The following is a 25,929-nucleotide window of genomic DNA, read 5'->3' as shown; positions in this document are numbered from 1 at the left end:
GACCCAAGCCTCACGGGCCGCTCGCTCCGCTGCCGTCAGCGGGGGCACCCGCCGGAGCCGGACTCGGGGGATTCAGCGCCGGAGCAGCCGTGCTGGCCGTTGCGGTCCCCGGCAAGCCGAGGTCTTTTTCGACCATCGGACGAAGCTGCTTGACCTTCTGCTCCGCGACCTTCCCCTGCTCGGATTGCGGGTTCTGGCGGATCACGTCGCTGTAGTAGATGAAGGCGGCCTTGTAGTTGTGCATCTTTTCGTAAAAGGCGGCGATGTTGAAGCTGCCGAGCGTGGCCCGCTTCTTGAGCAGCTCCAGATGCTCGCGCGCGGCGGCTACCTTATCCCCCAAGGGGTAGCGGATGATGTAATCTTCGAAGGCTTCCACCGCCTTTTCCCCTGCGCTCTGGTCGTAGGCCGTAGACAAGGCCGACAAGTACCAAGTGTAGCCCAGCTGGTACTGGGCGTCGTCGGCCAGCTCCGAGTTCGGATACTTGTCGAGAATCCGGCTGAAAGCCGCGATCGCCTCGCTGTATTTCTTCTCCTTGGTCCGCGCCAGGCCCAACTGAAACTCCGCGATCGGAGCCAGCCGGCCGTATGGGGCCGCACGGATGATCGACTCGAAAATCTCGACAGCGATCTTCATCGAGGGACCGAACGGCACGCCCAGCACTCGCTGGGGCTCGCCCGCCAGATAGAGGTTGCCGATCGCCAGCTTCCGCTCGAGCGCCTGCTCGAAGAAGGAGCTCGCCGGATACTTCTGGATCATCTTGTCGTAGGCCTTGTCGGCTTTAAGGAAATCCCCTCGCTTCTCCAGGCATTCGGCGATCCGAAACTGGGCTTCCGGGGCGAAGAAAGAGTATGGCCAGCGGCGCACGAGCACCATAAACGCTCGCATCGCGTTGTCGTAGTCTTTCGCCTCCAGAAATTTTTTGCCGAGCGCGAGCTGATCGCGCGAGCTCGACGCCGAGAGGCCGGCTCCCGTGCTTTCGTCGGTCCAACCCTCGCCGGGCCTCCAGACAAGCGGAGCATAGAGTCGCGCGGGCACGAGCCCGGTCACAAGCAGAGCCAAAAGGAGCCGCCGAATAAGCACCGTGACTCGCTAGGGTAGCCGCTCGGTCTCTACCGGTCAAGGGGTCGGCCGGAAAGCTGTCGTAAGCAAGTGCAGTGTGGGGGCCGTAGGATCGTCCATGAGATGGGGGCATGGACGGCTTATGGCGAGGCGGAAGGATGGCGGGTCAGGAAAGTTCCGGAGGTGATCATCCGGGCGATGGCCAAGCGGATCCGTTGGTTGGATGCGACGCGGCTTTTGGATCGGAGGAGCGGGAAGTCCCTCGTCCGCAAGAGCGCCGATGGAGACGGTGGAGCAGGACCTCGGACTGTATCGGGAGCGCTACGAGGGTGAAACGGGCGGCATTTTCACCAGAAGCTTCGGGAGGAGCATGGGATGGAGTAGCGCTATTCCTGGGCCCGGTGCGCGTTATAGACGGCTGGACTGCTGCCGAAGCGGCGGCCGGAGCCGGGCCGCCTTCTCTCCGGCAACCGGAGGCACCGCAGCGGTCTTCGGCAGGCGATGGCGCGAAAGAAAGAACCTATTGGCGATCACGGTCGGGATGACGGCGGTCCCGATGATCGCCGCCACCAAGGTCGAATATGGACATGTCATTCATAGGGCTCCGCCGCAGAGCGCCCCGTCTCCGGCAGCCGGAAGAAAGAGTTTTCGAGACTTCCTCCTCGTCACGCCGCCGGCGTTCCGGTAAGCTTCTAAATAGGTATCGGAGCCGAGCAGATTCGGGAGATCGCTTCCTCCGCCGGCCGCACCGCTTATCGGAAAGTCTAGGCGCCGGCCGAGGGCAGAACGGAGACGGCTCGCGGGATCTGCGAAAGAGGTAGGAAGATTTAGGCCATGACTTCGCGCAAGAACACCGCCCGTCGACGCTCCGCACGATCCGAAGCGGCCGCCGTCCGCATCCAGAAAGCGAACCGGCCCGGCCGGCGCCCCCCTCGGCGAAAGCTTCCGGCCGATCCGACCCTCTCGCTCGAACCGACCGTCGCAACGGCACCCCGCCGCCCAGCCTCGACGCCGGTAGATCCGCCCTCCGGGGTCCCGGTCTCCTCGGGCGACGGGCACACCCTCCGCCTGTGCCTAGTCGCGCGAGGACCGGATTCCCTCTTCGCTTACTGGAACGGATCCGAAGCGCGCCTGGCTCAAGTCGCCCGCGAGGCCGGCGACGGCTGCATCGTCCTCCGGCTCCGCCGGGCCGACGGGACGGTCCGCGAGGAGCATGTTCTTTCCCCCGGCTGCCGGAACTGGTACTTCCGGCTCCCCGAGGGCGGGCGGAGCTTTTCGGCCGAGCTCGGAGTCTATAGGGTCCGCGGAACCGAGAAGACCTTCTTTCCGCTTTGCGCCTCCCCGTCCGTTCCGCTTCCCCGCTTCGCCCCCTCGGAGCGGACCGACCGGACGCTGGTCACCTTCCCCCCGGGAGTCCCGTTCCGCCGGATCGCCGCGGAGCTTCACCCGCTTTCCCGACCCGGCGAGAGGCTCGCCGAAACCCTCGCCCGCCTCCAACAGCCGCGCGGGGGGAGACCCTCCCCGTCTTCCCCCGGGCTCCCCGACAGGTGGACGGCAGCCTGGGCCGGATCGCAGACCGCCGGAAGCTTTGGAGGCAGCCCTCCCGCCTTCGGCCTTTTTTCCTGGCCGGGCTCCCTGCCTTGGCCGGGCTCGGTGAGCGCTTGGCCCGGTTCTCTGGCTCGGCCGGGAGCCGCAGTCGGGTGGCCGGGGAGCTTCGCTTGGCCGGGCTCGTTCGCCTGGCCCGCGTCATGGATGTCCAGCCCTTTCGGAGCCGCCTGGGGCGTTCCGCCGGGGCTCGGCGGCGAGCGCGGTTTCTTCCTCCACGTTAATGCGGAGCTCATCCTCTACGGCGGGACCGATCCCCAAGCGCAGGTCACCGTACTCGGGGAACCGATCCCGCTCCAGCCCGACGGAACCTTCCGCTACCACTTCCTCCTTCCCGACGGGAGCTATCGAATCCCCATCGAAGCGCTTTCTCCCGACAAAGTGGAGACTCGCGGGGCCACCCTCGCCTTTTTCCGGAGGAGCACCTATCGCGGGAAGGTCGACGCCACCCCGCAGCCGCCGCTTCCCCCCGAGCCGTTAGGACGCATCCCCGGCTAAGACGGCCTCCGGAGAGAAAGCGGCCCCGCCCGATGGAAGCCCGAGGCTACCTCTCGATTCTTCTTCACGGCCACCTCCCTTTCGTCCGCCATCCCGAGCATGAGGAGTTCTTCGAGGAGGACTGGCTCTTCGAGGCGATCCTCGAATGCTATCTCCCCCTTTTGGAGGTCCTCGAGGGGCTCTTGCGCGACGGGATCGACTTCCGGCTCACCCTCTCCCTCTCCCCGACCCTCTGCGCGATGCTCGGAGATCCTCTCCTCCGAAGGCGGTTCCGGCGCCACCTGGAGCGGCTTCTCGAGCTCGCCTGCCGGGAATCGGACCGGACGATCTCTTCCCCGCCCTTCCACAAGCTCGCCGGGTTCTACCGGAAGAGATTCGAGGAAGCTCGCGAGGCCTACGTCGACCGCTATCGGGCCGATCTTCCGGGAGCCTTCCGGCGGATTGCCGATACGGGAAAGCTCGAGCTGATCAGCTGCGCAGCAACCCACGGCTACCTGCCGCTCTTGGCCGAAACCCCCGAAGCGGTTCGGGCCCAGATCCTCGTAGCCCGGGATTCCCACCGGGAGATCTTCGGCGCGGAGCCCCGGGGCTTTTGGCTCCCGGAATGCGCCTACTATCCGGGGCTCGACGCCTATCTCCAAGAGGCCGAGATCCGGTGGTTCGCGGTCGATACCCACGGCCTCCTCTTTGCCGATCCCCGTCCCTTCCTGGGTTCCTACGCCCCGGTCTACACCCCCCATGGGCCGGCCGCCTTCGCCCGGGACGTCGATTCGAGCCGCGAGGTCTGGAGCGCTTCCGAAGGCTACCCCGGGGACTTCGACTATCGGGAGTTCTACCGGGATATCGGCTTCGAGCTCGCCCATGACTACCTGCGCCCCTACATCCTCCCGACGGGCGAGAGAAAGTTCCTCGGGATCAAGTACTACCGGATCACCGGCCCGACCCCGGCCAAAGAGCCGTACTCTCCGGAGGCGGCGCGCGCGAAGGCGGCCGTCCACGCCGAGGATTTTCTTTCCAAGCGCCGGCGCCAGGTCGCCTCTCTCCGGGAACAGGGATTTCCTTTCCCCCCGATCGTGCTGGCCCCCTATGACGCCGAGCTCTTCGGCCACTGGTGGTACGAAGGGCCCTGGTTCCTCGACGCCCTTTTCCGAAGAATGGCTTCCGATCCCGCTCCCCTCTCCCCGACCACCCCGGGCGAATTCCTCGAGCGCTACCCGACCCAGCAGCTCGCCCAGCCCGCCTCCTCTTCCTGGGGGTGGCGCGGCCATTCGGAGGTCTGGCTCGACGGCGTCAACGACTGGATCTATCCGCCCCTCCACGCAGGCGCCCGCCGTCTGGTCGCCCAGGCCACCCGATACGCCGCCCGTCCGGACCCGCCCGAAAGGCTGCTGCGGCAGGCGGCCCGCGAGCTTCTCCTCGCCCAAGCGAGCGACTGGGCCTTCCTCATGAAGACCGGCACCGCTTCCTCCTACGCCCGGAAGCGGACCGAAACCCATCTCTACCGGCTCGATCGGCTCTGTGACCAGCTGGAAAGAGGCTCCCCCGACTTCGCGTTCCTGGACGAATGCGAACGGCGGGACAACCTCTTCCCGAACCTCGAATGGCGCTACTTTGCGGCCGCCCCTCGCCCGCCCTTGCCATGACGCGGCTTTTGCCCTACAAAGGATTCCGCCAACCTCACTGCCGCGTGGTGCAATTGGTAGCACACCAGACTCTGGATCTGGGTGTTCTAGGTTCGAGTCCTAGCGCGGCAGCCACTTAAATCAGCCGCTTCCCTCTGGGATCCGCCCTCTTTCCTCAAACCCGCTGGACGCACGTCCAGCCAAGGAAAACCACCCGCGCAAACATGTACGTGGGTTTATCCGGGATTACGTGGGTTTCCCGCTGAACTGGGATTCCCTTTTCCCGCTGGTAGTCTCGATAGATTCCTTAGCTGTCAGGTCCCGCATGATTGCGTACTGCTTTTTGGAAGAGATGCGGATGGGATTGTTGCCATGTTTTGAGGGCCTGAAGTGGGGTTTGGTGATTGAGCGATTTTTGAGGGTGGTGTTCGTTGTAGAGCCAGGCGTAGCGGTGGAGCGTGGTTTTCAGGTCGAGGGAGCTTTGGAAGTGATGAGTACGGAGGATCTGCGCCAGTCTTCCGTTGAAGCGCTCCACCATGCCATTGGTGCGAGGCGACTTTGGCTTGGTCAGGCGGTGCTCGATTCCCAATGCTTGGCAGAGCGCGTCGAACTCATGGGATCCGGTGGCATCCTTGGGTTCTTGGCCGAAGACCTGATCGGTGAACTCCTTGCCGTTATCGGTGAGGATGGTTCGGATTTTCACGGGTGCCGCCTTGGCCAGCGCCTGGAGAAAGCTGCGGACGGCCGCTGGGGTCTTTGCACGCTTGACCGCCAAGAAGACCCAACGGGTGGCTCGGGTCCTTGGCGACGAAGACATAACGGCGAGACGTCTCGTCGGCCATCTGGGGCAGGTATTTGAGGTCCACATGAAAGTAGCCCGGCAGGTAAACTTTAAAGGGTTGAGTGGGATTGGCCGGTTTTTCCGGTTGAGGCAGCCGGGAGTGGCCTCGGCGCCGCAGGAGCCGGCCCAAGGCCGAGCGGGTCATGGAGGGTTCGATAAATTCGCGGATGACGGCCAGCAGATCGTCCAGCGGCAGCCGGAGCTGCGTGCGCAAGTAGATCACCAGCTCTTCCTGTCCCGCATTGAGTGTCGTCGGAAGATGACTCGATCGAGCGAAAGCTCGTTCTCGCAGGCCGCGGGGGCTACTGCTTCGAGCACAATCTCCTTTTCGCCGAGGTCTTGCGCTCGCTCGGCTTTCCGGTCACCGGCCTAGCAGCCCGCGTCTGTTGGAACCTTCCCGAAAATACCCCGTCCCCTCGAACGCATATGGTTCTTCTCGTAAACCTGGACACACCCTGCATCGCCGACGTCGGATTCGGAGGGCTTACTTTCACCGCTCCTCTCCGCCTTGAGCCCGATGTCGTTCAGGAGACCCGCCACGAACCGATGCGGATCCTCCGCTCCGCGGACGGCTTTCTTGTGCAAGTCCTCCTTGGCGGGGAGTGGCAGGCCCTCTATCGATTCGACCTGCAGCCGCAACTTCCGGTCGACTATGAGATGGCCAACTGGTATGTCTGCTCCCATCCGGCCTCCCGGTTCCGCAAGGAGCTCATCGCTGCGCGGCCGGACGCCGGCTGCCGGTATGCGCTTCGAAACGGCGAGCTGAAGATTTATGGGATCGGGGGAAAGACGGAGCGCCGTCGGCTGGCGAGCGGCGGGGAGATCCGGCGGGTGCTCGAAAGCCGGTTCCGGCTCTCGCTGCCCGAAGAGCCGAGGCTTGTCGATCTCTTGGAGATGTTGGCCGCAGGCACCCTGTCCGACCCGCCGTCTTGAATCAGCAAAACCCGGACTCCGCGAATAGGACAAAGCTGGCAATCTTTCCCCTTTCTCCGGATCGCGGATGCGGGAATGTTCTTTCCGTGATCCCTTCCGTTAGACATGTCACCGCCGGCCGGCTCTTCGCCTCTTTCGTCCTGCTGTTCTTTCTCTCGGCTCTCCCGCTGCACGCGAAGGGCGGGCGGGCGCTCTTCCTCGAGCACTGCGCGCAGTGCCACGGCGCCGACGGAGAGGGGCTTGATCCCAATCCTCCGCTCAAAGACTCACCCTGGGTGACCGGCGATCCGGAGCGGCTGATCCGGATCGTTTTGAACGGCTATGCCGGGAGGATCCGCGTCGGAGAAGAGGAGTACACCGGCCGGATGCCTTCGTGGAGAACGATCCTGAGCGATGGGCAAATCGCTTCCATCCTCACCTATCTCCGGTCGAACCGGGGAGGAGAGAAGATCTCGGCCGATCAGGTCGCCTCCGTCCGCGGGAAAACAAAAGGCGAGCCGACCACGGGCCCGGCTTCGAGCTGCATGGGCGGAGGCGGGAGGAGACACTGCCGTCACCACCGCATGGGCGGCCGAATGGGGTGCGGCTGCGGAAACTGAAGCATCTACGGACTGAGCAGCACCAGGGCGATCGCGGTGGGCATCAGAGCTCCTGCGGCCAATCCGAGCGGGGAGAGGCCATGCGGGAAGTACCGGCTCAAAAGGGCTTGACCCGCCGGGTTGGGAGCGTTGGCGATTACCGTGAGTCCCCCGGAGGCCATCGCCCCTGCCATCACGGTCTGCTTTGAGGTCTCCGTCAGGTCGGGGATGAGGCTGGCAAGGTAGGTCACGAGCGTGTTGTCGTTGAAGGCTGCAATCGCCGCGACGCTCAAGAGGAGGCTCGTTTCGCCGAGCCGCTCGAGGAGCGGGCGGATCCACCAACTCTGCCGGCTCCCGAGAATCTCCAGCCCGGCGAGAAAACACCCGACCAGCACCGCTTGCCGAAGAGAGAGCCCGCTCTGGAAGGGCCGCGTCATGCGAAAAAAACTGAGAAAGAAGAGGAGTCCGCCCAGGCAGAGGATCGGCGTGTCGGCCGCAGCCACGATCCAAGCAACGAAGAGGAAATGGACTACGGTGATCCATCCGGGAATCCGTTCCGGGGCGACTTGTTCCGCCGGGCCCCGGCGGCGGATCGCTTCGAGGCGGGCGAACTCTTTCCGGAAAACCGCCAGGTAAAGCAGGCTGCTCAACACGGTCGCTACGATCGCCTTCGCCCCGAAGTGGACGAACATATATCCGGTTCCCCAGCCCCAAGGACGCGCGGCCATGAACACCGGCGGGGCAGCGAAATGGGTAAGGCAGCCGCCGATCGATATGTTGGCAAACAGAAGACCGACCGTCGCGTAAGAGAGGGCGGGACAAGGGCCGAGGGAAAAGAAGCGCTTGCCGAGCAAAAGAGCGGTCACGGTCATGGCCGCTGCCTCCGTGACGAGGGAGCCGGTCAGGGTCCCCAGCGTCAACAGGAAAAACCACCAAGCGGCGACCGACCCGCGCCCCAAGGCGGCCACCCGTTGAAGCCATCGGTCCAGGCAGAGAAGGATCGGCCGGCTTGAGGTGACCGCCATGATCGCAACCACGAAGACCGGCTCTGCGAAATCCCGGCTCAGCCCCAACCGCTGGATGGCTCCGGCCCATCCCTTGACGCCGACCAGAATCCAGAAAAGCGGCACGACCCAGATGCCGAAGACCACTTCGACATGGCCCAGGAATAGCAGCAGCTCGCCGACCATCCGCTGGTTCGCCGCGCTCGCCTGTTGTCCCGACTCGAGCCGGCGCGCCCGCTCCAAACGGCCGCATCCCATGCGGTGGAGGGAGGGCGCAAGGAAAGTATGGACGATCGCCAGAACGAAGATCCCCGCTTCGAGAAGCCGAAGGGAATCTTCCCCGAGGGCCTTCCCCAAAACTTGCCGAAGGGGCGAAAGAGCCGCCCCTCCCCAAACGGTCCGGGACCAAAACATCGCTTTCCGTTCCCTGCCCTGTTTCGCTCGATGCTCACGGCAGCTCCTCCCGGAGCGCCCGCTCCAGCGCGCCGACCATCCCGGCCAGGTCGTCGCGGGAAGCGCACAGGGGCGGGACCAGGACCAGGACGTCCCCGACGGGCCGCGTCAAAAGACCGTACGCTCGCGCCCGCTCGCAGACCCGAAAGCCTACCTCCATCTCCGCGGGAAAGGGTGCCCGATCCTCCCGGCGCTCGACAAGCTCAACCGCCAGCACCAGACCCTCTTGCCGCACATCCCCCACGCGCGGGTGCCGCCAGAACCCCATGGCAAGCTCGCGCAGAGTTGCCGCCCGCCGGGCGACCCGCTCAAGGACCCTCTCCTCTGCGAAGACCGAGAGCGAAGCCAGCGCCGCCGCGCAGCCAATCGGGTTCGCAGTGTAGCTGTGCCCGTGGAGAAAGGCCCGGCCGCGCCCCCCGCGGAATCCCTCGTAGATCTCCTCGCGCACGAGGGTGGCCGCCAAGGGAGTCATCCCCCCCGTGAGCCCCTTGGCCAAGCAGAGCAGGTCGGGGAAGACCCCTTCCCGCCCGCAGGCGAGCCAGCTCCCCAGCCGGCCCAGGCCCGTGAAAACCTCATCGGCGATCCACAAGATCCCCCGTTCCCGGCAGAGCCGGTCGAGCTCCCGCAGGTACCCTTCCGGATGCATCCACATCCCGGCGGCGGCCTGCACCTTGGGCTCGATCACCAGCGCGGCGACTCGATCGCAGTGGCGATCGAGCGCGTTCTCGAGCTCCCGGAGGCATTCCCAGGAGCAGCGGCGGTCGAGCCTCGCATCCCGAAGGCCCGCCGCCGCGCGGTTGAAGGGGCAGCGGTAGCACGCCGGCGAAGGAACGGAAGCCGAAGGGAAACGGAGTTCCTGGAAGAGCCGGTGGAACCGGCTCCGGCCGACGCTCATCGCCCCCGCGGTGTCCCCATGGTAGCCCTCCTCGAGGCAGAGAAACAGGTTGCGCCGGGGTTGGCCGTTTTGCCGATAATATTGCCAAACAATCTTGACAGCCGCCTCGATCGCCGTCGCGCCGTCATCCGAAAAAAAAGTCCGGTACCGAGGGCCGCTCTCGCCCCCCGCGATGACGCTCAGCTTTTCGGCAAGCTCGCACGCCCAGGGGTGAGTCAGCCCGAGAAAAGAAACGTGGTCGATCCGGTCCAGCTGCTCCCGGACGGCTGCCACCAGGCGGGGATGGCGGTGGCCGTGGATGTTGGTCCAAATCGAGGAGTTGCCGTCCCAATAGCGATTCCCTCTCTCGTCCCACAGATAGGCGCCCTCCCCGCGCACGATCACCGGCATCGGGTACGCCGGATCGCGCCAGGGCCGATCGGACGTAAAAGGGTGCCAGACGAAGGCCCTGTCTCGCTCCGCGGGGCTCACGGCTCCTCTCTCCGGAGCTCTGCTTGGAGCGCCCGGATCTCCTCCGGCGTATGGAACGCGCAAAGGGAAATCCGCAGCCGGGCCTCCCCCTTGGGAACGGTCGGAAACCGGATCGCCGGTGCGAAGATTCCCCCCTCCCGAAGCCGGGCCGCCGCCGCAACCGCCCGGCGTTCCTCCCCGTAGACCACCGGAAAAATGGGAGGGCGGCTTCCGTCGCCTCCCGCGAAGAGCGCGATGCGCTCGCGCAGCCGCTTCCGCCGCTCCTCTCCCTCCTCCCCGATCGCCAGGGCGAGAGCCGCCGCGGCCGCCGCGACCGCAGGCCCCGGGAGGGCCGTCGAGTAGACGAAGGAGCGTGCCCGGTTGACCAAGAGATCGATAAGCTCCCGGTCTCCCGCGACGAACCCGCCCGCCGATCCCAGCGCCTTCGAAAGGGTTCCTAACTCCACCTCGATCCGGCCCTCCAAGCCGAGCGCCTCGATAAGCCCCGCTCCGGTCCGCCCGAAGACGCCTTCGGCGTGGGCCTCGTCCACCAGGCACCAGGCCCCGTGTTGCTCCTTGAGCGCCACCAGCTCCCGCAACGGAGCGACGTCACCGTCCATGGAAAAGACCGACTCGGTCACCAGCAGCACCCGCCGGAAGCGCCGCCGTTGGCGAAGCAGGATTTCGCCGAGCGCGGCCATATCGTTGTGGGGGAAGACGCGCAGTGTCGCCTTGCTCGCGCGCGCTCCGTCGATCAGGGATGCATGGCTGAGCCGGTCGAGGAGGACCAGATCCTCGGCCCCCACCAGAACGGGAATCGTTCCTACGGCGGCCGCATAGCCGCTCGAAAAGACCAGGGCCGCTTGACGCCGCTTCCAGGAAGCCAAGCGCGCTTCGAGCTCCCGGTGCAGCGACGCATCGGGGCAAAGCAGCCGGGAGGCGCCGAGGCCCGCCCCCCATCCGCGGAATGCCCGGCAGCCCGCCTCGATCACCTCCGGATGTCGGGCGAGCCCGAGATAATCGCTCGAGGCGAAGTTGCACCAGGGCCGCTTGCCGTCTTTGTGCGATGGTTGCGGCAGCGACCGGTAGAGCCCCGCCTCCGAGAGGCTCTCGAGCTCCCTCCGGAGCGCCGCGCGGAATTCCCCGCTCATCGATGCCAGCGTCCCTCCGCCTTGAGCACCCTCCCGTGCACCATGAGGAAGAGCGGCTCCTCCCGGCCCTCGCAGCAGGCTTCCCACGGATCGAGCCCGCTCTTCCACCGGAAGGCGACCAGGTCCGCCCACGCTCCGCTTCGGATCTCGCCCAGGGTGCCGCCGTAGCCCAACGCTCGAGCCGGCGCGGCCGTCACCATCTCCCACCACCGCTCGGCGGGAATTCCGGGATGCTTGCGGCGGGCCGACCGGATCTCCTCCCGCAAGTCGAGGGAGTCGTTGCTGGCGAGGCTGTCGGTCGCCAGGCAGATGGGGATTCCGAGCGAGAGCATCCGCTCCAGAGGGAAAGGAGCGTAGGAAAAGAAAGCGTGCGACTTGGGGCAGTGGACGACAGAGTAGTCCCTTCGTGCCAGCAGGGCCCAGTCCGCATCGGCTAAATAGTTCAAGTGGACCAGCAGCATTCCGGGAGCGAGGCCGCCGATCCGGTCGAGCCACTGCAGCGGAGAGATCTCCCGCCCCTTCTCTGCCGTGCGCCCGGCTTGGCGGACCAGGTCGAGGAGCGCACCGTCTCCGTGATAAAACATCTCCCACTCCTCGGGCGACTCGGACAGATGCGTGGTCACAGGAAGCCGAAAGCGGCGGGCGGCCTCCCGGACCAGCCGGTAGAGCTCGGGCGAGACCGTATAGGGCGCATGCGGCGCCAGCCCGAGCTTGCCGAGCGGGCCGGGAGGTTGGTCGAAGAAGCGGAGCACAGCGCCGGTCGCCTCCGCGGACCAGATATGAGGGCGGACGTCGATAAGCTCGAGGAACCACCAGCAGCGGAGCGGGAACTGCTCGGCCCAAAGAAGAAGCTCGGGGAAGGCCTCGATGTTGGCCACGCCGGTCGTGCCGGATTCGGCCAGCCGCGCGAACCCCTCCTCGAGAGACGCCTGCAAATCCGTCCGCCTCAAGGCGGCCTTGAGGCGGATGATCTCCTTCAGCCAGGCCGGGAAGGACCCGGAGGGTAGCTTTCCGCGAAGGCCCGAGTAATCGAGATGGACGTGCGCATTGATCAGGCCCGGAGAGAGAACGGCGTCCTCGAGGACGATCCGCTCTTCGCCGGGGCGGCAGGAAATATCCTCCGCTACCTCGACGATCCGGCTTCCGAGCACGCGCACCGTACCGGGAGCCACGATCTCTCCGGGTTCGAGGAGGACAGCCTTAGCCGAGATGAGCATCCGTCGTCGTCCGATCTTAGCCGATATTGCTCTCCCGCGGCGGCTCCGGCTCCTTTCGCGGCTTCCGCGGCTCGTAGAGGAGGCGGGGATGGGCGGCGTAGAGTCGCGGGAAGGCGTGACTCCCCCACCGCTGCCAAGCATAGGCGGCCCCGGAGCTCAGCGCCCAGCCGTAGAACGCTCCCGCCAGCCAGCCCGCCAGAACGTCGGAGGGATAGTGGACCCCGAGATAGACCCGCGAGTAGCCCACCAGTCCCGCCCAGAGCCAAACCCAGGCAAACCTCGGCCCGTAGAAAGCGGTCGCCAAGTAGGCGAGGGCCGCGTTGTTTGCCGCGTGCCCGGAAGGAAACGACCGGCCTTGCGGCCCCCGGCTCGGATCGGACCAGGAAATCTTTCCTTCGTCGACCAGGCGGACACCGGGAAGAACGGAAAACGGCCGGGGCCGGTTGACCAGATGCTTGATTCCATCGGTCACACCCATGTCCCCCACGACGAGACAAAGCCCGACAAGGCCGAGGAAACAGCGGTCCCGAAAGCGGCCGAAGACGGCCAAGGCCAGAACGCCCGCGAGCACGATTCCCCGGAAGTGGTGGTAGTGGGAGACCACGGGCATCCAGCGGTCGAGCAGCGGAGAGGTCCAGCGCGTGTTGATCTCGTAAAAGAGCCAGAGATCCCAACCCATTGGATTCGACGGCTGCGCGGCCTCGCAGCGGCCTGGGCCGCGGACCCCATTCCTACGTCACCGGCGGGAGAGTCGCAAGGCATTCCCGACGACGAACAGGTCGGAGAGGCCCATCGCCGCCGCGCAGACAGCCGGAGAGAGCACTCCGAAGACCGCGAGTGGAATCGCCGCCGCGTTGTAGAAAAAGGCCCAGAAGAGATTCTCATGAATCGTGCGGAGAGTCTTGGCGCTCAGGGCCAGAATCTCCGGAATCGCCTCGATGTCTTGCCGGAGCAGAATCACGTCGGCCGATTCCCGCGCGATATCGGTCGCCTGGAGGACTGCGATGCCCAAATCGGCCTGGGCGAGGGCCGGGGCATCGTTGATCCCGTCTCCCACGAACGCGACCCCTCCTCCTTCGGCCTGGAGCCTTCGGACGATCTCGGCCTTGGCTTCCGGGCGCACCTCGGCGAAGGTCCGCTCTGCCGGGATTCCCACCTCGCGTGCGAAGGCGAACGCCGCCTCGGCCCGATCGCCCGATACAAGATAGACCTCGTAGCCCCGTTCCTGGAGGCCGCGCAGCACGCCCGCGGCGGAGGGCTTGGGCCGGGTGAGGATCGGAAAGGTCGCCAACAACTCCTTCCCCACGGCGAGTCCGAGCGCCCCATCCGCCTCTCCCTCCGCCTCCGGCGGGACCCGAACGCCGATTTCGGCTAGCCAGCGCAGCGAGCCCAGCCGCGCGACCTCCCCCCGGTAGGAAGCCCGCACCCCAAGCCCGCGTTCCTCCTCCCAGTCCGCCAACTCCACTTCCGGGGCGTCCGAGAAACGCCTCGCCACCGCCTGGCTCAGGGGGTGGCGGCTCGGGGCGGCCAGCGCCAGCGCCAGTCCTTCGACCCCCGCCTGGGGCTTCCCGTAGTAGACCGGCTTCCCTACGGCCGGCTCGGTCAGCGTGCCGGTCTTGTCGAAGACGATCTTCCGGATCCGTCCGCACTTTTCGAGCGCCTGGGCATCGCGGAGGAGAACGCCGCGGCGCGCCGCCACGTTGGCGGCGACCAGGATCGCCGCAGGAGTCGCCAGCCCCATCGCACAGGGGCAGGCGACGACGAGAACGGACGCGGCCCGCAGCAGAGCCGTTTCCCAGCCCAGACCGACCCATGCCCAACCGAGCACGGTTCCGCTGGCCACCGCGAGCACCGCAAGCACGAAGACGTTGCTCACCCGGTCGACCAGCCGCTGGATCGTCGCCCGGCTCTGCTGCGCCCGCTCGACGACCGACGTGATGTGGGCGAGCACGGTTTCCGACCCGGCGGCCGAAACCCGCAACGTGATCCGGCGGCTCATATTGATCGTCCCGGCATAAATCGGGCTGCCGGCTGATTTTTCCACCACTTGGGACTCTCCGGTGAGCATGCTTTCGTCGAGGACCGCTTTCCCCTCCTCGAGGACGCCGTCGACCGGGACGCGATCTCCGGGTCTTAACACGACCAAGTCGCCCTTTCGGAGATCCTCCACCAAAACCTCTTCCTCGCTACCGTCGTCGAGCCGCCGGCGCGCCTTGGGCGGAGCCAGCGACAGAAGCGTCCGCAACGTGCGGGAAGCGCGGAGCGAGACGCGCGCCTCGAGCCAATGACCCACGCTGACCAGGGTAAGAATCGCCGCGGCCTCGTCGAAGTAGACATGGGCAAGTGCCGCCGGCCGCAAGAGGCCGTAGAGGCTCAACAGAAACGCGGCCGTGCTTCCCAAGGAGACCAGCACGTCCATATCGAGCCTTCCGTGGCGGAGCTGCCGGTAGGCTCCCTGGTAGAAAGGACGGCCCGTGAGGATCTGCACCGGCAGGGCCAGGGCGAACTCGAGCCAGCCGACCCAGGCGGCATGCGGGGGAGCCCGAACGAGCCAGGGCAGGAGGAAGAGGAGCGGGGTGAGCACGATGCCGACCAGCAAGCCCCGCTGCCAAGGCCCCGAAGAGTCTTCTTCTTCGTCCGCCGGCGCGGCCTCGTAGCCGGCCTTCCGGACCGCTTCCACGAGCGACGACGGGGAAGGACCGCCCTCCTCGACGTCGACCGTCGCCCGTCCCTTCTCCAGCTCGACCCGCGCCGAAATCACCTTCGGAACGGCGCTCAAGGCGCTCTGCACGTGCCGGGCGCAGTTGGAGCAAGTCATGCCGCCGATTCGCAGTCGGATAGTCATGCTTTCACTATACGCGCCCGCCGCGCCGTTCCCCAAGCGGGAACGGACCGGGTTCCCCGGACTAACGACCCGCGAGCAGCTCGAGGATTTGGACCGCGTTCCAGGCGGCGCCCTTGAGGAGCTGATCGCCGCTCACGAAGAGCGCGAGCGCGCGCGGATGGGAAAGGTCCTCCCGGATCCGGCCGACCAAAACCTCCCGCTTTCCGGCAGCCTCCAGGGGAGTGGGAAAGCGATTAGCCTTACGGTCATCGACGACCGTGACGCCGGGGGCATGGCTCAGGATCTCCCGGGCCTCCTCCGCCGGAAGCTTCCGCCGGGTTTCGATCACGATCGCCTCGGAGTGCGCCCGGAAGACCGGCACCCGGATGCAGGTGGCGCATACGCCTAGATCCGGCTCGCCGAAAATCTTGCGGATCTCCTGCGCGACCTTATTCTCCTCCTCGTTGAACCCGGATTCGTCGATCGGGGTGTTGTGGGAAAAGACGTTGAAGGCGATCTGCTCCGGAAAGACCTTCTTCTGAATCGCTTCTCCAGCCGCATACTGCCGGACCTGGGCGTCGAGCTCGGCCAGGGCCTTCGCCCCGGCTCCGCTTGCCGCCTGATAGGTCGCGACCACCATCCGTTCGATACCTGCGGCTCGATGGAGAGGCCAAACCGCCGTGGCGAGAATGGCCGCGGTGCAATTCGGATTGGCGATGATGCCCCGATGGCGGCCGAGCGCCTTCGCGTTGACCTCGGGTACCACCAACGGGACCCCGTCCGTCATCCGGAAAGCCGACGAATTATCGATCACCACCGCACCGCCCTCGACCGCCTCCGGCGCGTACCGACGGGAGATCGAGCCGCCGGCGCTGAAGAAGACATAGTCGAGCCCCGCGAGCCGTTCCGTCGCGACCTCTTCGACCCGAACCGGCTCCCCGCGGAAGAGAAAGCTCCGCCCCGCGGAACGGGCCGAGGCAAAAAGCCGGATTTCGCGGATCGGAAGATCCCCCTGCTCGAGCAGGCGGAGAGCCTCCTGACCGACCGCTCCGGTCACCCCGACGATGCCGATGCGCAAGCCCATGGCGCGGTTTCCAGCCGCAAAAGAAGGCCGTCCTGCCGCGCGGCTAAGGGTTTCCCTTCTCGCCGGATTTTGCTTCCATGCCGGGAATGAGCCTGGTCGCGTCGATCCCCTTCCCGGCCTTCGTAGGCGCCGGTTCCCGGCTGACGGAGGTCAGCATCTTGAAGAAGGAGGAGAGATCGGGTTTCTCGACCTTGTCTGCTTGCAAGCTCTCCGACTTTCCGATGAAGACCGCACCCTGTTCAATGGCAAGAGCCCCGGTCTGGACGTCCCCCACGACGCGGGCCGAGCCGACCAGTTCCAACCGCTCGCGGGCGAGGATGTTGCCGAACACCTGGCCGCGCACGATCACCCGCTTCGCCCGAATGTCGGCTTTGACCAGAGCCGTATCGCCGATGATCAGGGTTCCGTCTTCGGAGAGGATCTCTCCTTCCAGCCTTCCGTTGAGCTGCAGCTCTCCTGTGAAGCCGACCGTCCCCCGGAATTCGGTATCCCTCGTCAAGACCGTCACCTTAGGACCGTGGTTCTCTCCCTCGTTTTTTTGCGCATCCGTAGAAGTACTCATCGGTAGAAAAGACACACCAAAGCCTTCCCCCTGTTCCCCGCATAGCAAACGCGGCTACAAGGCTCATTTCAATCTCTTTTTCTAGGTTTCGCACCAATCGCTGCTTTACGGTTTCCGATCCGGAGGACCGTTGCTATCATCCCGTGCCGGATGACGGACGATGGACCGGAGCCGCAGCCGCACGGCCCTCCGTGGAAGAAGCGGGTTCTCCGGAGGTCCGTTTGGGCGCTCGCCCTACCCCTCGTACTCGCGGCGCTGCTCTTCGCCGTCGGGCCATGGGTCGGCCGGCGGATCCGGGCCAATACGGCCCTGCTTCTCACCCGGCTCGCCCGCTCCCTCGACCTTCCGTTCGACGTGGCGTCCGCCGAATGGCTCTCCCCGCACTCCCTCCTCCTTCGCGACGTCTCGCTCGGGGAGGTCGGCTCCATTCCCCGTGTCGAGGTCGGCTGGCGGTGGGACGATCTCCTCCTACGGCAACGGCTGGCCTACGTAGGAATCGATTCGCCGACGGTCTGGAGCTCGGCCCTGATCTCCTTTCTCGAGCGAGCCTCGAGCTCAGGAGGGCGTCCTCACCGGTGGGTCGAGCTTCTGCCGCAGCCCCGCCTCCGGATCGACACCGTCCGGGTGGGTCGGGCCACGATCAACATCGACCGCTTGGCGCCCCACCTGCCGCCGATCCCGCTGGCCCTTGGCTTTCACGACCACCCCATCGAGCTCCACGACATCCCGATCGCCGGACTGAGCCGGGACGATCGCCTGCTAAACATCGCCACCGCCCGGAACGTGGAGGTCTATTCTCCCTACGACCCCCTTGCCAAGATCCTCACGATCGGCGCTCTCCGAGTGAAGTTTTCCTGGCGCGGGCTCTCGGAGCACCGCGTCGAGCAGTTGGGCATTTTCAATCCGGTCCTCTATCTCGGACCCGATCTTTTCTGGTATGTGGAACAGTTCCGGAGGGAGGAGGAGATCCGGCGCAAGAAACACCGCGAAGAAACCTTGGAATACTGGACCGCCGACGACGTGCTCGTTCGGGGCGGCCAGTTCCTCATCAGCGCCTTCGGCGCGCCCGGAGTTGTCCTCCCGTTCCTTTTCGGCCTGACTGCTCACGATGTCCCGCTCAACGACTGGTCGCAAGCAAGCCTTCGGAACGAGATCGAGATCATGCCGGGGCGGATCGAGTATCCGGCCTACAATGTCGTGCTGGAAGTGCGCCGCGGACATCTCTCCTTCAACCTGCCGGCGAGCGAACGGAAGGCCAATAATCTCGTCCATACGATCTTCTTCGATTCGGTATCCTGGCGGGGGATCACGGCGACCGACGACTGGCTCGACGTCACCTTCAATAGCAGCGGGATCTTCGGCCACTTCGGAGGAAACCTCTACGGAGGACAGGGGAACGGAGGGTTTTCGATCCTCTTCCAGAACGAGTTCCCATGGAGCGGGTGGATTCACTTTACCGGCGTGCCGGTCGAACCGATCGCCCGTCAGTTCACCAGCGATCGCTTCGCTCTCTTGCTCACGGGCACGGCGGAGGGCCGCCTCCGCCTCGACGCGCGCGGAACGAGCCTCCGGAGCGCGATTGGCTTTTTGACGCTCGACGGTCCGGGAAAGCTGGAGATCCGGGACATCGATCCTTTCCTCCAACACCTTCCCGCCGACTGGACGCCGGCCAAGCGCCAGCTCATGGAGATGCTCGCCCGTGCTCTCCGCAGCTATGCCTACAACGTCGGCTTTCTTTCCCTTTCCTACGCCCTCCCGGAGAGCCGCCTCCGGCTGGAATTGCGCGGGCCCGAAGGAAGGAGAAACTTCACGATCCGCTGGCAACAAGATCCCCGCTTGGGGAAGCCGATCGCAAGCGGCTTGTCTCTGGAGCCGAATTCTGATCAGTTGCCGGAGGTCACGAATGGAGAGCACCCACCGATTTCCCCCTAAGGGTTGGCTTCTTCCCGCCGTTCCGATCGTCCTTTTCGGGTGCTCTCCGACGGTGCGCGTCACGACTCCGGAACCGGTGAAAATCCACGTCCACATGAATGTGGTCGTCACCGAGAAGGAGAGCGCGCATGCCCCGCCCGTCTCGCCGCAGGTCGCGGAGCGCCGGCGGCTCCGTTCCGGGGAGATCCAGGGGTTGAAGAACGCAGGCATCGTCGGAGAAGACCGCGACGGATACCTGGCCGTCGTCCATCCTCCGGCCGACCCCGCGTACAAGCAGTACGCGGAGCGCGTCGTCCAGGATGAGAACCGGGACCGCTTGCAGCTCTACATGGCCCAAAGTAAATTACAGGGCAAGCCCCTCGAAGAGATCCAGGAAGCCTATGCGCGTAGCTGGAGCCGACGCGCATTCCCGGGAGAATATGTACAAGAGCCGGACGGCACATGGATTCGCAAATGACGAGCCTACGAGTCTTACCGACCTGTCATGGCTGGTCGCCTTGCCCCTTCTTCTCGCCGTCCTTCTGGGTCCCGACCCGATTGCGGCGCAAACCGACCCCGAATATCCACTGCCGGCAGCGGAAGGCCAAGCCCCGGCACCCGAACGGGCTCCGTCGGAACCCCCCCTGCATCCGGTGCAGATAGGCCAAGCCGGCGACCCCGCGCCCAGGCCTGCGCCAGCCGTCGGCGGCGCCCAGAGAAACGGTCAGGAAGCTCCATTTGATCCGACCGGGGGGCTGCGGCAGTTTCTCGAATCGCTGTCCGATGCGCAGAGGAAAGCCATCGAGCACCATCTGAATCGAAAAGGAACCCACGCGCTAGTCGGCAGGACCGACTCCCTTAGCGGGAGCTACATCCTCGTTCACGAAAGGCTTCCACCCCCGAAGGCCCCGCTGGTCCATGTCTTCCTGCTGGCCGGCGGAAAGGTCCGAGTGCTCTTCACCAGCGGCACCCCATTCCGGGTCCCGCCGAACCTCCGCATCGCCCGGGAGGATAAAATGTCCCTGATCCTCTCCTACATCTTCTTCCAGCAGGCAAATCGGGTTCCCCCGGTCCTCTCCCAGGAGGCGCAGCCGACGCGCCCCTGACGCTCCGAAAAACGCGAGGCTCCGACTGAACTTTTTTCCTTGATCGCGCCCGGAAATCGTTTCCATTGAGCAGGACTTTCCATGCGGTTTGTTGAACGCCCGAAGCGGCAACCCCTCATCAACCTGGTGTCTCTGATCGACATCTTGTCGATCGTGCTCCTCTTTTTCGTCGTAACCACGACTTTTCAGCGAGAGGAGCCCGCCGTGAAGATCGATTTGCCGGAGTCGGCGCGTGCCAAGCCCGTCCGGGCCGATCTTCCCCGCATCCTCTACGTGACCGAGGATGAGAAGGTTTTCCTCGACGACAAGCCGGTCGAGCCCAAGGATCTGGGGCGTCTCCTCAAGGAGACGCTCGCCAAGTCGCCGGAGACCAAGATCGCTCTCAAGGCAAGCAAGAAGGCCCCCTTCGAAATCATTCTCCAGGTCATGGATGCCGCCAAAGTTGCCGGGATTGCCAACCTTCCCACCTTTACGGTAGAAGCCAAATCCTCGCAGGTCCCCAACCCGTGATTCTTCCGATCGTTCTCTACGGCAATCCGATTCTTCGCCAACCCGGTGCCGCCGTTCGGCGATTCGATTCCGATCTCCAAAAATTCGCCGAGGACATGCGGGAAACGATGGCCGCCAATGAGGGTGTCGGCCTCGCCGCCCAGCAGGTGGGCAAGCCTCTGCTGCTTGCGGTGGTAGACGTCACGGCGGCTAAAGCCGCCTCCTCGATGATCGTCGGAGGCAGGCCGGTGCCGCTCGAAGAGCAGATGCCCCTTTTCCTGGCCAACCCCGTCCTCTCGCTGACGAAATCCAAGGAGATCGGCAACGAAGGCTGCCTGAGCTTTCCCGGGCTGCGGATCGACGTCCCGCGCTCCCGGCGTGTCTCGGTCCGGGCCCAGGATCTTCGCGGGAAGCCCCTGGTCTTCGAGGCGAGCGGCTTTCTGGCCGTGGTGATTCAACACGAGGTCGATCATCTCCACGGCAAGCTCTTCATCGACTACCTCAAGCCCGCTCAGCGGAAGGAGATCAAGGAAAAGCTCGCGCGCATCCGGCAAGGTCTGCCAGCCATGGCTCCGAAAGAATAAGAAGCGGCCGGGACGACCGTTCGGCTTACTTCAAGTCCTTGTCCCGAAGGAAGGCCTCGAGCTCCTCGGCCCCGAAATCCGCAAGCACCTCGTCCCCCCATTCCATGGTAGGCGCTCGCGACTGTCCGGAGATCGCTTTCATCCGGCGATAGGCCTCCGGGTTCCGTAAAACGTCGAAACGATCGTAGGAGATGCCGTAGCGTTGCAGCACGGCCTCCGCCTCGGCACACCAAGGACAACCTGTTTTCACGTATAGGGTTACTCGCTGCATGGCTTCAAACGGCGATTGACGGCCTCTTCATTTCCGTCGCTCAGGCTCGCTTTTCCTTCCCGCATGAAAAGTCGAGGAGTTCCCGGCCGATGAGGATAGCTCAAACGGCGAGCCGGTCGAGGATTTCGGCGACGGGCGCCTGCAACCCGGTGTAGAAGGGACCGAACTCCCCGTAACGGGCGCTTACAGAATCGAAGCGCATCTCGGTCACGATCGCCTTCACCTCGTAGGGATCGTGAGCGAAGAGGGTAACACCCCACTCCCAGTCGTCCAAGCCGGTCGATCCGGTCACATACTGGACGACCCGCCCGGTGTAACGCCGTCCGACCAGCGCGTGGCCCCGCATCAGCTCCTTCCTTTCGGCGAGCGAGAGGACGTACCAGTTCATCCCCGCCTCCCTCTTCTTGTTCATCGGATAGAAGGCGAAGAAGGGCCAATCCGGCAGGGTGGGGTAGAGCCGGACCTCGGTGTAGTGGCGCATCCGCTCGCGAAAGGACTTCATCTTCTCCTCGAATTCCTGGGATCCGGGAACGAGCCCCTCCTGGGAAATGAGCTGATCGGCATGTTCTTCTTCCGAGGTCGTGTACTCGGAACGTTCCGTCATCGAGAAGAAGGAGAAGGTCTTCGCCCACCCGTTGCGGCCAAGCAGGGCGGCCAGCCGCTTCTCCCAGCGATGGAGCCGGTGGAGGTCGGGGCAGAAAAAAAGGAAGCCGAGGTCGGCCCTCCCGATCAGGGACAGGGTAGCAACTTGCGTCCGATCCGCCTCGCGGGCCTCCGCGAGCAATGCTTCCAGGCTTCCCAGCAGCACCTTGGACGACGCCGCCCCTGCGAGATCTCTTCCTTCGAACCGGTAGAAAAGGTGGAGGACGAAGAGCCCCTCCTTGGGCTCCAGCTTTCCGGCGGTTGCAGGATTCACAACCTATGGATCTTTGCGGAAATCGCCGCCCGATGGCAATCGAAAGTCTCTCTTCCCCTCTCAGGCCGCCGAGTCCATTGCCTGAGGGCGGCACTTCTGATACTCTTGGCGGGAAGCATGGACAGTCCCCGCCAGGACGGCCTTCCCGATCCGGCCTCCCACCCCTTCGGTTCCCGCGGCCGCGTCTCTTTCCCGCCATGGGACAATCCCTCGCCGTTCGGCCCCGGCGGAAGCTCGCCGCACCGAACCAATCCCGAAGTTTCCGAAGCCCCGGTCCACGAGGCGGCGGGACAGCCGGTTCCGTCCCGGGTTCTTCACCCCCCCGCGGCCGACGAGCAGGAGGGAATCTATCCCCTTTCTGCCAAGGGGCTCGTCAAGCAGTTCGGCCATAGGCGCGTCGTCAACGGCGTCGATCTGCACATCGGAAGGGGCGAGATCGTCGGGCTCCTGGGTCCTAACGGGGCCGGGAAGACGACCACCTTTTACATGCTCGTCGGCCTGATCCGGCCTACCGAAGGCGATGTCTTCATCGACGGAGAAAAGGTCACGCGGATGCCGATGCACCGGCGGGCGCAAAAGGGACTCGGCTACCTCCCGCAGGAAGAGTCGATCTTCCGCAAGCTCACGGTCGAGGAAAACCTGATGGCGATCTTGGACTTTCTGGACATCGACCCCGAGGAACGGCGCCTCCGCTGCGAGGCCCTTTTGGAGGATTTCGGCATCGCCCATCTGCGCCGGACCATGGCCCTCGCCCTGAGCGGCGGGGAAAAGCGGCGGCTGACCATTGCACGCGCCCTGGCCACCGCCCCTACCGTGCTCCTGCTCGACGAGCCGTTCAGCGGTGTGGATCCGCTCGCCGTCGACGACCTGCAGCAAATCGTGCTCGGCCTCCGCAACCGGGGCCTGAGCGTGCTCATCAGCGATCACAACGTCCGGGAGACGCTCGCCATTGTCGATCGCGCCTACTTGATCTGCGAGGGGCGCGTCATGAGCCATGGGACGAGTGATTTCCTGATCAACGATCCGGTCACCCGCGAGCTCTACCTCGGCCCCCGCTTCTCGATGTGAACAAACCGCCGGTCCTTTGGGTATGGAGTCGGCTGGCTTCCGCCAAGATGGCGGACTGCTGGGCCGAGCGTCTGCGCTTCCTTGGGGAAGGCAGGCTCGCCCTCCACCAGCTGGCCGGCCGCCGGACCGTCAGGCTGGAAGCCTATCTGCCCGACCAGGACATGGGCCACTCGCTTCTCGACCGCTACGGCGGGAAGCTCCGCACGGTCCCCATGGCGGCCCCGGTTTCTTCCGAGCCCGCCGAACCGATCCGTATCGGCGGAAAGCTCTGGATCGTGTCGGAGGCGGAACCCGGAATGCCGGGCGAGGATCCTCGCCGGCGCTCGCGGCGCCTGTTGGTCATCCCGGCCGGCACGGCTTTCGGCACAGGGAGGCACGCCACCACCGGGATGATCCTGAGGGAGATGGCGGCTCTCCCCGGCTGGGCGGGGAGCCGCGTGCTCGACATCGGAACCGGAAGCGGCATCCTGGCCCTGGCCGCCCGCCGGCTGGGAGCGGCCCGCATCTGGGCCTTGGATACCGATCCGGCTGCCCTGGAAGTCGCCCGCCGGAACGAGAAAGCCAACTTCCCATCGAGCACCATCCGCTGGATCCAAGCCGATTTGGCCCGTTGGCACGCCCGTCCGCCCTTCGACCGGATCGTCGCCAACCTCTTTCTCATGCCGCTGCTCCAAAGAGCCGGCCGTCTGGCGGCCTGGCTTTCTCCCGACGGTATCCTCCTGGTCAGCGGCCTCCTCCGGGAACAGGCTCCGGAGCTGATTGCGGCTTTCGAAGCAAAGGGCCTCCGCCTGCAAGGGAAAAAACGGAAGGGCAAATGGATGATGCTCCGCTTCGGCGCCTCGCTTCATTGTCAATCGACCGAGCGCCCGTTAGCTTGATCGCCGGACCGTGATCGACTACGAAAAACTCCTCAACGAAGAGCAGCGCCAAGCGGTGACCGCGCCCCCGGGACCGATTCTGGTGGTGGCGGGGGCGGGCAGCGGGAAGACCCGGGCGCTCACCTACCGGGTCGCCTATCTTCTGGACAACGGTGTCGAGCCGTCCCGCATTCTGCTGGCCACCTTCACCAACAAGGCGGCCCGGCAGATGCTCGAACGGGTCGCCCAGCTGATTCCCCACGGGATCGAGGCGATCTGGGGCGGGACCTTCCACCACCTCGCCCACCGGATTCTGCGCCGTCATGCTTCCCTCGCCGGATACGATCCGAGCTTCACGATCCTCGACCGTTCCGACTCGGCGGAGCTTCTCTCCGAATGCTACGACGAGCTCAAGCTCGCCCGCTGCGGGCTTCGTTTCCCGCGGCGCGAAGGAGCGCTAGAGATCTTCGGGCTGGCCGCCAACCGGGAGATCCCGCTGGAGACCCTGATCGCCGAGGAGTTCCCCCACTTCTCCGAACAGACCGACCGGCTCGTCGAGCTTGCCCGCCTCTATCGAAGGCGGAAGCAGAAGGCTTCGGCGGTCGACTACGACGATCTGCTTTCGGAGACCGTCCGGCTGCTGCGGGAACAGGAGACGCTCCGCACCGAATACCAGGACCGCTTCCATCACATTCTGGTCGACGAGTACCAGGACACCAGCCGCCTGCAAGCCGACTTCATCCATCTCTTGGCCTCGGGCCACCGGCAGATCATGGCCGTCGGCGACGACGCGCAATCGATCTATTCCTGGCGCGGCGCCGACATCCGCAACATGCTTTCCTTCCCGGAGCGCTATCCCGGCTCCCGCACCCTCTACCTGCGGGCCAACTATCGCAGCACCCCGGAAATTCTTTCCCTGGCCAACGCGGCGATTGCGGCAAACCGCTTTCAGTTCCCGAAGGAGCTGGCCCCGGTGCGCAAAGGTTTGCGCCTCAAGCCCTTGGTCGTCTGCTGTCCGACGGCCAACGCCCAGGCTTCCTTCGTCGCTTCCCGGATCCAGGAACTGCACCGAGAAGGGATCCCTTGGGAAGAGATCGCGATCCTCTATCGCGCTCATTTCCATGCCCTCGAGATCCAGCTCGAGCTGACCCGGACGGGCATTCCCTTCGAAATCACCAGCGGTCTCCGCTTCTTCGAGCAGGCCCATTTGAAGGATGTTGCCGCCTTCCTGCGGCTGGCCGTCAATCCTCGCGACTCCGTTGCGTTTTCCCGAGTGGTCCGGATGTTTCCGGGCATCGGGGAGAAGACCGCCGGACGCCTTTGGGAAGAGTTTGCCCGCAAGGGCGATCTCGCCTCGGTCGTCCCGCCCAAGTCCTGCGGCACGGCATGGCAGGAGTGGGTCAAGCTCCACCGGGAGATCTCCTCGCCCGAGCTGCGATGCCGGCCCGGGGCGCAGATCGAGAAGGTGATCGAAACCTTCTACCGCACTTACCTCGAATCGCAGCATGCGGATGCCGCGCACCGGCTGGAAGACCTCTCTCAGCTCGTCTCCTTCGCCGCCGGATTCCCGGATACCGAAAGCCTGCTGACCCAGCTCACCCTCCTGACGAACACCGACCGCGCCGCCTCCCGGGAAGGGGTCCAGCTTTCCACCATTCACCAGGCCAAAGGCCTCGAGTGGCAGGCGGTCTTCGTGATCATGCTAGCCGACGGTCTCTTCCCTTCGGGCCGCTCGGCCGAATCCCTCATGGGGGAAGAAGAGGAACGCCGGCTTTTCTACGTGGCGACGACCCGTGCCCGGGACCGCCTCTTCCTCGTCTATCCGCGATACCGGGCGTCCCAATACGGCGAAAACTCGCTCCGCCCTTCCCGCTTTCTTGCGGAAATTCCCCGCGAGCTCTACACCGATCTCCGTCCCGGCTAGCCCGCCCATCGTTCGGCGAAAAAGCG

The 25,929-nt window shown here is 65.2% G+C and carries 27 protein-coding genes and 1 tRNA gene; 14 read left to right on the top strand and 14 right to left on the bottom strand.

Features of this window, described 5'->3' with window-relative positions:
* Window positions 1-10 precede the first annotated feature (10 nt).
* Entirely contained in the window at window positions 11-1,081 is a 1,071-nt protein-coding gene (gene bamD, locus MTHMO_RS04300; RefSeq protein ID WP_202213682.1) for an outer membrane protein assembly factor BamD, read from the bottom strand.
* 69 nt (window positions 1,082-1,150) lie between these two features.
* Between bamD and MTHMO_RS04295 the strand changes: the two genes are divergently transcribed.
* Window positions 1,151-1,393, top strand: a complete 243-nt coding sequence (locus MTHMO_RS04295) for a hypothetical protein (protein ID WP_237394758.1) — start codon at window positions 1,151-1,153, stop codon at window positions 1,391-1,393.
* 75 nt (window positions 1,394-1,468) lie between these two features.
* Here the strand turns inward: MTHMO_RS04295 and MTHMO_RS04290 are convergent, their stop codons facing one another.
* A complete protein-coding gene (locus MTHMO_RS04290; protein WP_202214931.1) occupies window positions 1,469-1,654 on the bottom strand; it encodes a hypothetical protein in 186 nt (61 codons plus the stop codon).
* A gap of 240 nt (window positions 1,655-1,894) precedes the next feature.
* Here MTHMO_RS04290 and MTHMO_RS04285 point away from each other — a divergent pair, with 240 nt between their 5' ends.
* The 3 genes from MTHMO_RS04285 to MTHMO_RS04275 all read left to right on the top strand — a co-directional run bounded on the left by MTHMO_RS04285 (window position 1,895) and on the right by MTHMO_RS04275 (window position 4,920).
* On the top strand, window positions 1,895-3,163 hold the full coding sequence (locus MTHMO_RS04285; RefSeq protein WP_202213681.1) for a DUF4912 domain-containing protein: 1,269 nt from the start codon (window positions 1,895-1,897) through the stop codon (window positions 3,161-3,163).
* Between the two features lie 32 nt (window positions 3,164-3,195).
* Window positions 3,196-4,806 carry a glycoside hydrolase family 57 protein gene (locus MTHMO_RS04280; protein ID WP_202213680.1) on the top strand — a complete coding sequence of 537 codons (1,611 nt, stop codon included), beginning with the start codon at window positions 3,196-3,198 and terminating at the stop codon, window positions 4,804-4,806.
* Between the two features lie 38 nt (window positions 4,807-4,844).
* A tRNA-Gln gene (locus tag MTHMO_RS04275) sits at window positions 4,845-4,920 on the top strand.
* A 172-nt stretch (window positions 4,921-5,092) separates the two neighbouring features.
* On the opposite strand, the gene MTHMO_RS10855 is transcribed toward MTHMO_RS04275, so the two are convergent.
* Together MTHMO_RS10855 and MTHMO_RS10850 are read right to left on the bottom strand one after the other, a co-directional pair.
* Window positions 5,093-5,560, bottom strand: a complete 468-nt coding sequence (locus MTHMO_RS10855) for an integrase core domain-containing protein (RefSeq protein ID WP_237394757.1) — start codon at window positions 5,558-5,560, stop codon at window positions 5,093-5,095.
* Window positions 5,460-5,849 carry a hypothetical protein gene (locus tag MTHMO_RS10850; RefSeq protein WP_237394756.1) on the bottom strand — a complete coding sequence of 130 codons (390 nt, stop codon included), beginning with the start codon at window positions 5,847-5,849 and terminating at the stop codon, window positions 5,460-5,462. Before MTHMO_RS10850 ends, MTHMO_RS10855 begins: the two co-directional genes overlap by 101 nt.
* Before the next feature lie 23 nt (window positions 5,850-5,872).
* Here MTHMO_RS10850 and MTHMO_RS04265 point away from each other — a divergent pair, with 23 nt between their 5' ends.
* Both MTHMO_RS04265 and MTHMO_RS04260 read left to right on the top strand, forming a co-directional pair.
* Complete coding sequence (locus tag MTHMO_RS04265; RefSeq protein WP_202213679.1) at window positions 5,873-6,559, top strand: arylamine N-acetyltransferase; 687 nt, start codon at window positions 5,873-5,875, stop codon at window positions 6,557-6,559.
* Between the two features lie 86 nt (window positions 6,560-6,645).
* Entirely contained in the window at window positions 6,646-7,158 is a 513-nt protein-coding gene (locus MTHMO_RS04260; protein WP_237394755.1) for a c-type cytochrome, read from the top strand.
* Window positions 7,159-7,163: 5 nt separating this feature from the next.
* Here the strand turns inward: MTHMO_RS04260 and MTHMO_RS04255 are convergent, their stop codons facing one another.
* The 8 genes from MTHMO_RS04255 to MTHMO_RS04220 form a co-directional block, all read right to left on the bottom strand.
* Window positions 7,164-8,555 carry a putative Na+/H+ antiporter gene (locus MTHMO_RS04255; protein ID WP_202213678.1) on the bottom strand — a complete coding sequence of 464 codons (1,392 nt, stop codon included), beginning with the start codon at window positions 8,553-8,555 and terminating at the stop codon, window positions 7,164-7,166.
* 34 nt (window positions 8,556-8,589) lie between these two features.
* On the bottom strand, window positions 8,590-9,960 hold the full coding sequence (gene bioA / locus MTHMO_RS04250; RefSeq protein ID WP_202213677.1) for an adenosylmethionine--8-amino-7-oxononanoate transaminase: 1,371 nt from the start codon (window positions 9,958-9,960) through the stop codon (window positions 8,590-8,592).
* On the bottom strand, window positions 9,957-11,090 hold the full coding sequence (locus MTHMO_RS04245; protein ID WP_202213676.1) for an 8-amino-7-oxononanoate synthase: 1,134 nt from the start codon (window positions 11,088-11,090) through the stop codon (window positions 9,957-9,959). Before MTHMO_RS04245 ends, bioA begins: the two co-directional genes overlap by 4 nt.
* Window positions 11,087-12,307, bottom strand: a complete 1,221-nt coding sequence (locus MTHMO_RS04240) for an amidohydrolase family protein (RefSeq protein WP_202213675.1) — start codon at window positions 12,305-12,307, stop codon at window positions 11,087-11,089. Before MTHMO_RS04240 ends, MTHMO_RS04245 begins: the two co-directional genes overlap by 4 nt.
* A 16-nt stretch (window positions 12,308-12,323) precedes the next feature.
* On the bottom strand, window positions 12,324-12,986 hold the full coding sequence (locus MTHMO_RS04235; RefSeq protein ID WP_202213674.1) for a phosphatase PAP2 family protein: 663 nt from the start codon (window positions 12,984-12,986) through the stop codon (window positions 12,324-12,326).
* Window positions 12,987-13,043: 57 nt separating this feature from the next.
* A complete protein-coding gene (locus MTHMO_RS04230; protein WP_202213673.1) occupies window positions 13,044-15,152 on the bottom strand; it encodes a cation-translocating P-type ATPase in 2,109 nt (702 codons plus the stop codon).
* Between the two features lie 61 nt (window positions 15,153-15,213).
* The gene (locus MTHMO_RS04225; protein ID WP_202213672.1) at window positions 15,214-16,215 is read right to left on the bottom strand and encodes an aspartate-semialdehyde dehydrogenase; all 1,002 of its coding nucleotides are present in this window, start codon (window positions 16,213-16,215) and stop codon (window positions 15,214-15,216) included.
* 43 nt (window positions 16,216-16,258) lie between these two features.
* Complete coding sequence (locus MTHMO_RS04220) at window positions 16,259-16,777, bottom strand: polymer-forming cytoskeletal protein (protein WP_202213671.1); 519 nt, start codon at window positions 16,775-16,777, stop codon at window positions 16,259-16,261.
* A gap of 150 nt (window positions 16,778-16,927) precedes the next feature.
* On the opposite strand from MTHMO_RS04220, the gene MTHMO_RS04215 reads away from it, so the two are divergent.
* The 5 genes from MTHMO_RS04215 to def all read left to right on the top strand — a co-directional run bounded on the left by MTHMO_RS04215 (window position 16,928) and on the right by def (window position 20,867).
* Window positions 16,928-18,709, top strand: a complete 1,782-nt coding sequence (locus tag MTHMO_RS04215) for a hypothetical protein (protein ID WP_202213670.1) — start codon at window positions 16,928-16,930, stop codon at window positions 18,707-18,709.
* Window positions 18,681-19,166, top strand: a complete 486-nt coding sequence (locus MTHMO_RS04210; RefSeq protein ID WP_202213669.1) for a YdbL family protein — start codon at window positions 18,681-18,683, stop codon at window positions 19,164-19,166. The genes MTHMO_RS04215 and MTHMO_RS04210 overlap by 29 nt, the downstream gene beginning before the upstream one ends.
* Before the next feature lie 40 nt (window positions 19,167-19,206).
* Window positions 19,207-19,794, top strand: coding sequence for a hypothetical protein (locus tag MTHMO_RS04205; protein ID WP_202213668.1), 588 nt, complete (start codon window positions 19,207-19,209; stop codon window positions 19,792-19,794).
* Window positions 19,795-19,875: 81 nt separating this feature from the next.
* A complete protein-coding gene (locus MTHMO_RS04200; protein ID WP_202213667.1) occupies window positions 19,876-20,304 on the top strand; it encodes a biopolymer transporter ExbD in 429 nt (142 codons plus the stop codon).
* On the top strand, window positions 20,301-20,867 hold the full coding sequence (gene def, locus MTHMO_RS04195) for a peptide deformylase (RefSeq protein ID WP_202213666.1): 567 nt from the start codon (window positions 20,301-20,303) through the stop codon (window positions 20,865-20,867). Before MTHMO_RS04200 ends, def begins: the two co-directional genes overlap by 4 nt.
* Window positions 20,868-20,892: 25 nt before the next feature.
* Here the strand turns inward: def and MTHMO_RS04190 are convergent, their stop codons facing one another.
* Together MTHMO_RS04190 and MTHMO_RS04185 are read right to left on the bottom strand one after the other, a co-directional pair.
* Window positions 20,893-21,138 carry a glutaredoxin family protein gene (locus MTHMO_RS04190; protein WP_202213665.1) on the bottom strand — a complete coding sequence of 82 codons (246 nt, stop codon included), beginning with the start codon at window positions 21,136-21,138 and terminating at the stop codon, window positions 20,893-20,895.
* A gap of 100 nt (window positions 21,139-21,238) precedes the next feature.
* On the bottom strand, window positions 21,239-22,054 hold the full coding sequence (locus tag MTHMO_RS04185) for a chlorite dismutase family protein (protein ID WP_202213664.1): 816 nt from the start codon (window positions 22,052-22,054) through the stop codon (window positions 21,239-21,241).
* Window positions 22,055-22,171: 117 nt separating this feature from the next.
* Between MTHMO_RS04185 and lptB the strand changes: the two genes are divergently transcribed.
* Genes lptB through MTHMO_RS04170 form a run of 3 tightly spaced genes read left to right on the top strand, consistent with a single transcriptional unit; the run spans window position 22,172 to window position 25,903 of the window.
* Window positions 22,172-23,122, top strand: a complete 951-nt coding sequence (lptB, locus tag MTHMO_RS04180; protein WP_370568223.1) for an LPS export ABC transporter ATP-binding protein — start codon at window positions 22,172-22,174, stop codon at window positions 23,120-23,122.
* Complete coding sequence (locus tag MTHMO_RS04175) at window positions 23,119-24,000, top strand: 50S ribosomal protein L11 methyltransferase (protein ID WP_202213663.1); 882 nt, start codon at window positions 23,119-23,121, stop codon at window positions 23,998-24,000. Before lptB ends, MTHMO_RS04175 begins: the two co-directional genes overlap by 4 nt.
* Window positions 24,001-24,010: 10 nt before the next feature.
* Complete coding sequence (locus MTHMO_RS04170; RefSeq protein ID WP_237394754.1) at window positions 24,011-25,903, top strand: ATP-dependent helicase; 1,893 nt, start codon at window positions 24,011-24,013, stop codon at window positions 25,901-25,903.
* Window positions 25,904-25,929 lie beyond the last annotated feature (26 nt).

Source organism: Methylacidimicrobium sp. AP8 (assembly GCF_903064525.1).
GTDB lineage: Bacteria > Verrucomicrobiota > Verrucomicrobiia > Methylacidiphilales > Methylacidiphilaceae > Methylacidimicrobium.
Note: the sequence above shows the minus strand (reverse complement) of the source record. Positions and strands in the feature narration are given on the sequence as shown.

Excerpts from the sequence above, each read along its gene's own strand:
- MTHMO_RS04290 (WP_202214931.1), bottom strand. The coding sequence starts at position 1,654 with ATGACATGTCCATATTCGACCTTGGTGGCGGCGATCATCGGGACCGCC.
- MTHMO_RS04285 (WP_202213681.1), top strand. The coding sequence starts at position 1,895 with ATGACTTCGCGCAAGAACACCGCCCGTCGACGCTCCGCACGATCCGAA.
- MTHMO_RS04280 (WP_202213680.1), top strand. The coding sequence starts at position 3,196 with ATGGAAGCCCGAGGCTACCTCTCGATTCTTCTTCACGGCCACCTCCCT.
- MTHMO_RS04255 (WP_202213678.1), bottom strand. The coding sequence starts at position 8,555 with ATGTTTTGGTCCCGGACCGTTTGGGGAGGGGCGGCTCTTTCGCCCCTT.
- MTHMO_RS04245 (WP_202213676.1), bottom strand. The coding sequence starts at position 11,090 with ATGAGCGGGGAATTCCGCGCGGCGCTCCGGAGGGAGCTCGAGAGCCTC.
- MTHMO_RS04240 (WP_202213675.1), bottom strand. The coding sequence starts at position 12,307 with ATGCTCATCTCGGCTAAGGCTGTCCTCCTCGAACCCGGAGAGATCGTG.
- MTHMO_RS04235 (WP_202213674.1), bottom strand. The coding sequence starts at position 12,986 with ATGGGTTGGGATCTCTGGCTCTTTTACGAGATCAACACGCGCTGGACC.
- MTHMO_RS04230 (WP_202213673.1), bottom strand. The coding sequence starts at position 15,152 with ATGACTATCCGACTGCGAATCGGCGGCATGACTTGCTCCAACTGCGCC.
- MTHMO_RS04225 (WP_202213672.1), bottom strand. The coding sequence starts at position 16,215 with ATGGGCTTGCGCATCGGCATCGTCGGGGTGACCGGAGCGGTCGGTCAG.
- MTHMO_RS04220 (WP_202213671.1), bottom strand. The coding sequence starts at position 16,777 with ATGAGTACTTCTACGGATGCGCAAAAAAACGAGGGAGAGAACCACGGT.
- MTHMO_RS04215 (WP_202213670.1), top strand. The coding sequence starts at position 16,928 with ATGACGGACGATGGACCGGAGCCGCAGCCGCACGGCCCTCCGTGGAAG.
- MTHMO_RS04210 (WP_202213669.1), top strand. The coding sequence starts at position 18,681 with ATGGAGAGCACCCACCGATTTCCCCCTAAGGGTTGGCTTCTTCCCGCC.
- MTHMO_RS04200 (WP_202213667.1), top strand. The coding sequence starts at position 19,876 with ATGCGGTTTGTTGAACGCCCGAAGCGGCAACCCCTCATCAACCTGGTG.
- MTHMO_RS04190 (WP_202213665.1), bottom strand. The coding sequence starts at position 21,138 with ATGCAGCGAGTAACCCTATACGTGAAAACAGGTTGTCCTTGGTGTGCC.
- lptB (WP_370568223.1), top strand. The coding sequence starts at position 22,172 with ATGGACAGTCCCCGCCAGGACGGCCTTCCCGATCCGGCCTCCCACCCC.